This window comes from uncultured Dialister sp. (assembly GCF_937959425.1).
In the GTDB taxonomy this organism is placed as follows: domain Bacteria; phylum Bacillota; class Negativicutes; order Veillonellales; family Dialisteraceae; genus Dialister.
The window spans coordinates 1-6,851 of record NZ_CALGPS010000006.1; the positions used below are offsets into that span (position 1 = coordinate 1).

Sequence of the window (6,851 nt, forward strand, 5' to 3'; positions counted from 1 at the left end):
CGGTTCTGTGAGGGGCGGACAGAGTAATCTGATTCCGTCTACTCGACTGACAGCGCCAGCGGCGCTGAGGGTTGTGGTGGCGGCTTTGCCGCAGTTTTATATGGCCGCCTTGCGGCTGACCCCTTCCGGCTCGCTGCGCTCGCCACCCACCCCTTATAAAGGGGTGGGCAAGGACGTTACGGTACTTGCTTTTGTGTCATCATTGGCACATGCCGAAATGCCAAAGCCTCCTTCCTTAGGAAGGTGGGAGTCCTGCAGAGGACTTCCAAGTCGGGCTAATATTTGAGTATAGCCTGCACATAAAGCGAACACCTTAATGCCCGACGGTGGCGCCGTAGGCGACGGAGGATAGGGGCGTCAGTTCTTTTCTAATATTTCCTGACCTATCCTCAGGGCTTCGCCCAGCTCCTTTCTGAGAAAGGAGCTGCGTTACGCGCTTCCCCTACTGCTTCTTATATTACGCAATGCATTACGGAAACTCTCCCTTCAGGGCGGCTCCCAGGTTTTATCATAAGAGGGCACCCTTTATTTCCTAATACAAATAAAAAATCAGCCCCGAAGGGCTGATCTCACGCAAAAACTCCTGAATCGTCCCATACTGATGCACGGTAGGGCTCAGGTCATCTTCTTCAATGAAATCGGCCAGAGGGAAACCGACTAAGCGGAATATCTATCTCGTCAAGGAAGGCAGATGAAGCCATAGTTGCCACCAGGATTTCTAGCAGGTGCTCATCAGGAGTTTTTATGTAGTTTCGGCGCGCCGGAGAGGTGAATTTCATGAAGGCTTCCATCCTCCCCTCCCCGCTTCCATGGATTGCGCGCTGCGGGATAGGAAGGATTTCGGCCCGGCCTTTTCGCCTCTCTGATGATATAGTACTGGAAAGGAAGAGGGAGTCTCACTGGAGCCGTTTCGCGGCTCCACATTGAAAAGGGTTCTAAGGTTTAACAGGTCTTCGGCCTGAGGGTTCTTAAGCTTGACGTCGCCTGCGACGCTGAGGGTTGTGGTGGGCGCCCTGGAATATGGGTGGGCGCCTCTTATGATAAAACCGGACAACCGCGCCTTTGGCGCGAGGGAAAAACATGCAAACCAGGCTGCGCCTGTTGGAAATGCACCCCTTCTGCCTACGGCGTCTCCCCCGGAGGGGGAGATTTGCTCTCCACTTGCCCTTGGATCTCATAAGCATAACAAAGCATAGCGCCGCTAGAAGTGCCTCCTCCGGGTTGGCAAAGGAACTGGATTCTCAGGGGAGCGAATCGTATTTCCTTGCCCTATCCGGGAAACAAAATAAAACCCTCTATGCTTCCCTCCAGAGACATATGGCATAATAAAACCGCAGCAAGCTTCGGCTGCGGTTTCATCTGGCTCCCATTTCTTTCATCATGGCATTTACAATTTTGAACTGGCCTTCAATTTCATTCATTTTTTCCAAGCTGTTTGTCTGAAGTATGCTCATATACACATGCTGGATTTTATAAAACAAAATAACCATAGGATTTTTCTTGTCTGTTTTATCATTGATATGATTCTGATTGAAATAGGCCAGAAAATCAGCAATGAGACCGGCATAGGCTTCTCTCATGATTTCCTTTTTTAATGAGATTTCGTATAAGTGGCTCATATCCATACCTCCTGTCTTATTCATATTGTATATAGAAATTTCAATCAATGCAAATATGAGATTGGGGGCTGTGAAGGTTTGACGGCGCCTGCGACGCCGAGGGTTGTGGTGGCGGCTCCGCTACAGTTTTTATAGGCCGCTTCGCAGCGGTACTGGGCGCCCTTTGAATTAGACATGGTGCCATTTCATTTTTAGGTTTCCCGCCTTCATTTACCATTTACCATTTACAATTTCAAAAAGCCACCACCACCGCCGGAAGGCGGCATTTATATTCATTGCCCGCAGGGCAATCCTTAACCCTCAACCGCGAAGCGGTTGTCAATCTTGAGAACCTTCGGCCCATCGGGCCGTCAACCCTGAGAACCCTGAGAAAGCAAAAAATCGCCCCTTTGCGGAGCGATTTTTATTTTCTCTTATTCCCCATTACCAGTTTCTGAATTTAGCCGGTGGGTTGTAGAGGCCGCCGGACCAGTCTACCAGGTCTTTCATGTTCTTGGCAGCCAGGAGGTCTCTGGTGGCTTCGGCGGGGTTGATGCCCAGGTCTTCCGGAAGTTTTACGATGCCTTCTTTGCGGAGTTTCTTGGTGATTTCCGGATTTTCCAGTTTGCCTACGTCGGTATTTCCTGCTACGGCACGGATAGCGTCCATTCTTTCTTCCATGTTGTGGCATTTATGGAGGTAGGCGATACCTACTTCGGAGACGATGTGGGTGAGGTCGTCGGAGTAGATCATGATGGGTTCGAGGTCCAGGTTGGCGTTCTTTTTCAGTGCTACGGCGTCAAGCTGTTCTACGAAGCCCGGGAAGCCTTTGGCGGAGACGGTGGTAATCATCTGGACTACCAGTTTCTTGCCGCGGTTGGCGTCGCCCATGAGTTCGAAGCGGTTGGCCACTTCTTCGCCGGCTTTCTGCCATGCAGGGGTGACGTGACGGCGTCCTTTGGCGTCGCAGCCCATGTTTGGCGCGCCGCCGAAGCCTGCTACGTTGTTCTTGGTGGCGGTGGAGGAGTTGCCGTATTTATCGATCTGCATGGTGGAGCCGATGAACATGTCCGCAGCGTAGTGGCCTGCTGCCTGGCAGAAGGCTCTGTTGGAGCGCATGGTGCCATCCGGTCCGATGGCGAAGATGTCGGGGCGGGCTTTGATGTATTCTTCCATGCCCACTTCGGAGCCGAAGGAGTAGACTGCCTGTACCCAGCCTGTTTCAATGGCAGGGATGAGGGTGGGATGCGGGTTCAGTACCCAGTGGGTGCAGATCTTGCCCTTGAGTCCCAGGGATTCGCCGAAGGTGGGGAGGAGGAGTTCTACGGCAGCGGTATCGAAGCCTACGCCGTGGTTGAGGACTTTCACGCCGTATTCAGCATAGATGCCTTTGATGGCCATCATGGCTTTCATAATGCGGTCGTCGGTAATCTTTGCGGGGTCTCTGGTGAAGAGGGGGTTCAGCATGTAGGGGGTGGGACTTTCGATGACGAAGTCTACCCAGTCAGCCGGGATGTCCACTCTTGGGAGTTTGTCCACGATTTTGTTGACCTGGAAAATGACGATGCCCTGGTTGAATTTGGTAGCTTCTACGATGGCCGGTGTATCTTCTGTGGAGAATCCGGTGTAGATATTTCCGTCTTTATCGGCTGCATCGGCGCAGACGAGGGAAACTCTGGGCACCAGGTCGATGAAGTAGCGGGAGTACATTTCCAGATAGGTGTGGATGGCGCCCAGTTCGATGCCGTCGTTCTGTACCATCTGGGCAAGGCGTTTGCCCTGGCTGCCTGCATAGGCGAAGTCCAGTTTGCGGGCAATGCCTTTTTCGAATACGTCCAGGTGTTCCGGAATGGAGAGGGTGGACTGAATCATGTGGAGGTCATGCACTTTGGCAGGATCCACTTCGCACAGTTTCTTAGCCAGGAAGTCTGCCTGTTTCTGGTTGTCCCCTTCGATGTTTACTTTGTCGCCGGGGCGGAGGACTGCTTCCAGTACTTTGACTGTATTGGCGGGGTCTACGATTTTGCCATCGGCATAGGGAGCGGCTGCTGCAATGCGGGCAGCGGTGTCGTCGCCTCTGGTATGCCAGTTTTTATTGCTCGGTTTGATTTCCAACATAATATCAATCCTTTCTTATGAAATAGAATTACAGTGTAAGGGCCTGCAGAGCTTTCAAAAGTCGGCAGGCTTTTTCATTATACAGGTTCTTTTATTGTTATGGTATCCTTTTCTTTTTCAGGTATGGGGCACCGTCCTGGTGCCCCGTGCCCGAAAAGGAAGGGAATCATTCCGGATCCGCCTCCTGTGAGAGATGGGACCGTTTTTAATCCCGGAGCGCTTAGCCGGAATGGATAGTAATGACTGCCTCAGAAGAAGAGGGTGGTCAGGAAGTAGAATACAGAGGGGAAGAGGAGGCATCCCAGGCCGGTGTAGAAGGTAGCGGTCATAGCTGCGTAGGGAACGAGCTTCGGGTTTACGGCCGCCATGCCGGCTGCGGTGCCGGAGGTAGTGCCCATGATGCCGCCGAATGCCATAGCGGACTGGGGGTTGTTAATGGAGAGGGGTTTAGCCACGAAGGGGGTAACCACCATAACCAGTACGGATTTGACTACGCCAGCTGCGATGGAGATGGCGATGACTTCGGAAGAAGCGCCCAGTGCTGCACCGGTAACCGGTCCTACGACGAAGGTAGCTACGCCGGCGCCGATGGTGACGAGGTCAATGGCGCTGGTGTATCCCAGCGGATAAGCCACGGCAATGCCTGCAACCAGGCAGATGAATTCGCCGAAGAAGAGGGACGCTACGCCGCGCCAGCCGATTTTCTTGATTTCACGAAGGTCCGCACCGAAGGCGGTGGAAACGATGGCGAAGTCTCTGAACATGGCACCGCCTACAAGGCCCATGCCTGCAAAGAGCGGAACATCGGCAATCCCTTTATTTCCGCCGGTGGTCACGCCGCCGATGTAAGCCAGTACCAGGCCCAGGAAAATGGCAATGGCGCTGCCGTGTACCCGGCCCTTGGTGAGGCCGCCCAGTTTATAAGCCACAAACATGATGACGCCAAGAAGCATGAAGGCGAAAATCATGCCGTTTTTAACGAATAATTTTGTAATCATTGCTGCAATATCCATGATTTTCCCTCCTTATTTGTGATCTTTGGCCAGTTCGCTGTCCGATACAGGGGCATCCGCTTTCTTCTTAGCGAAGAACGGAATAGCCAAGAAGCCGATGACTACAGCCAGCACGCCGCCCAGTACAGCTACCACGCCGCCGGACAGAGCTGCTGCCACGTTCTGGATGGAGCTCATGGCAACCACGATGGGAATGTACATGGCACTCCAGAATTTAATGCCCTGTTCTTCCGGCGCTTTCATGTACCCCTTCTGGATAGCCCAGGTGGAGATGAGGATGAGGAGCAGCATGGCGAAACCTACGCCGCCGATATTTGCCTTCACGCCCAGAAGCGCCCCCAGCACATCACCGATGAAGTTTCCGGCCATGTAGCAGCCGGCCAGCAGAGCAACACCGTAAATAATCATAATAACCCTTCCTTTCTTCTGAAAAACAGGAGTTCCTGCCCTCATCCGGGGCTTCTGTTTTTCAAAAAACTTGGACCTTTGCAGTCGTCTATTTGTTATAATAAAAGCAAATAGGACTTATCAAAAATCCTTTGATTTCCTTCAGCCATAGTATATCCTGTTTCCTTTGAAAATTAAAAGTTTATGAGGCGAGATGCAGGAAACAGGGGGTAAGATGCAAAGGAAGTGCATTGATTGAAAGATTCATAGTTTTATGGTTATGAATTATCATTTGTATGATGAATTTTGTCTATGAATTAAGAGAGGAATCGCTCCTCGCCCCTTGCATCCCCTTGAGGTGGCAAGAGTAAGTAGCACCATCGCCCCTTGCGCCCCCTGGAGGGGGAGAGGGCCACGAAGTGGCGCGGGGGTGTTCTACGGTAAGAGCCTCAAATGACACTCCATGTCAAAGCAGGCCGCCTTTCGGCGGTCAGGCCAGCATTAGCCTCTCATCTCTTTGCTCTACCTCCTACACCCTTTTGCCGCTTCGCGGCACTTCTCCACGGGAAAGCATGTCACTGGATTCGCGGCTCGCTTTGCTCCCCTATGAATCCAGTTCCTTTGCCACCCTCAAGGGGAAACAAGAAATTCCGGCTCTAAACATTGCGTCCTTTAGAGGTGGCAAGAGTAAGTAGCACCATCGCCCCTTACGCCCCCTTGAGGGGGAGAGGGCCACGAAGTGGCACGGGGGTGTTCTACGGTAAGAGCCTCAAATGACACTCCATAGTTAAAAGCTTCTTATCCCATTGTTCATCAAGGCTGGTGCCGCTATGACTATAGATAATCGCCATTCACAAATTTTAGGTTGTGCTAAGAATCTTCGCAAAAACATGACGGAACAGGAAAGAAAGCTCTGGTTTACTTTCCTGAAAAATCACCCACTTCGATTTTACAGACAAAAGTTGGTAGGTCGATATATACTTGATTTCTATTGCCACAGAGCAAAACTTGCCATAGAAATAGACGGCAGCCAGCATTATGAAGATAAACAGGAGGCTTATGATTTTGAAAGGACTGCATATTTAAAAAGGTTGGGCATTCTTGTGATTCGCTACACCAATCGTGATGTTTCACTTCATTTCAATGAAGTGAAAATAGATATTGACCGCATTCTGCAAGAAAGGCTGGGACTTAACCCCTGGGAAATGCACCACTAACCCTTGCGCCCCCTTGAGGTGGCAAGAGTAAGTAGCACCATCGCCCCTTGCGCCCCCTTGAGGGGGGAGAGGGCCACGAAGTGGCGCGGGGGTGTTCTACGGTAAGAGCTTCAAATGACACTCCATGTCAAAGCAGGCCGCCTTTCGGCGGTCAGGCCAGCATTAGCCTCTCATCTCTTTGCTCTACCTCCTACACCCTTTTGCCGCTTCGCGGCACTTCCCCTCAAGGGGAAACAAGAAATTTCGGTGCTAAGCCCTTGCGCCTTTTTGGGGTATAGAAAGCACCACCGCCCCTTGCGCCCCCTTGAGGGGGAGAGGGCCACGAAGTGGCGCGGGGGTGTTCTACGGTAAGAGCCTCAAATGACATTCAATGCCAAAGCAGGCCGCCTTTCGGCAGTCAGGCCAGCATTAGCCTCTCATCTCTTTGCTCCACCTCCTACACCCTTTTGCCGCTTCGCGGCACTTCCCCTCAAGGGTAATGCCATTAAGCTAAGGCCGTTTCCCATTCCAAGAACAAA

At 51.9% G+C, this 6,851-nt stretch carries 5 protein-coding genes; 1 reads left to right on the plus strand and 4 read right to left on the minus strand.

The genetic code is table 11. The annotated features are described in order from the left end of the window. Positions 1 to 1,355: 1,355 nt before the first annotated feature. The 4 genes from Q0482_RS00130 to madL form a co-directional block, all read right to left on the minus strand. Positions 1,356 to 1,619 carry a hypothetical protein gene (locus Q0482_RS00130; RefSeq protein ID WP_291056878.1) on the minus strand — a complete coding sequence of 88 codons (264 nt, stop codon included), beginning with the start codon at positions 1,617 to 1,619 and terminating at the stop codon, positions 1,356 to 1,358. A 423-nt stretch (positions 1,620 to 2,042) separates the two neighbouring features. Continuing rightward, a complete protein-coding gene (mdcA, locus tag Q0482_RS00135; protein WP_299141898.1) occupies positions 2,043 to 3,716 on the minus strand; it encodes a malonate decarboxylase subunit alpha in 1,674 nt (557 codons plus the stop codon). A 248-nt stretch (positions 3,717 to 3,964) separates the two neighbouring features. Next, positions 3,965 to 4,729, minus strand: coding sequence for a malonate transporter subunit MadM (gene madM, locus Q0482_RS00140; protein ID WP_299141901.1), 765 nt, complete (start codon positions 4,727 to 4,729; stop codon positions 3,965 to 3,967). Positions 4,730 to 4,741: 12 nt separating this feature from the next. Further along, positions 4,742 to 5,137, minus strand: coding sequence for a malonate transporter subunit MadL (madL, locus tag Q0482_RS00145; RefSeq protein WP_299141904.1), 396 nt, complete (start codon positions 5,135 to 5,137; stop codon positions 4,742 to 4,744). Between the two features lie 809 nt (positions 5,138 to 5,946). Between madL and Q0482_RS00150 the strand changes: the two genes are divergently transcribed. After that, positions 5,947 to 6,333: an endonuclease domain-containing protein gene (locus tag Q0482_RS00150; protein ID WP_297000666.1), complete on the plus strand. Its 387-nt coding sequence runs from the start codon at positions 5,947 to 5,949 to the stop codon at positions 6,331 to 6,333. The last annotated feature ends 518 nt before the right edge of the window (positions 6,334 to 6,851 follow it).

What these genes read in the sequence shown, in the direction of transcription:
- Q0482_RS00130 (WP_291056878.1), bottom strand. Translation starts at nt 1,619, where the DNA reads ATGAGCCACTTATACGAAATCTCATTAAAAAAGGAAATCATGAGAGAA.
- mdcA (WP_299141898.1), bottom strand. Translation starts at nt 3,716, where the DNA reads ATGTTGGAAATCAAACCGAGCAATAAAAACTGGCATACCAGAGGCGAC.
- madM (WP_299141901.1), bottom strand. Translation starts at nt 4,729, where the DNA reads ATGGATATTGCAGCAATGATTACAAAATTATTCGTTAAAAACGGCATG.
- madL (WP_299141904.1), bottom strand. Translation starts at nt 5,137, where the DNA reads ATGATTATTTACGGTGTTGCTCTGCTGGCCGGCTGCTACATGGCCGGA.
- Q0482_RS00150 (WP_297000666.1), top strand. Translation starts at nt 5,947, where the DNA reads ATGACTATAGATAATCGCCATTCACAAATTTTAGGTTGTGCTAAGAAT.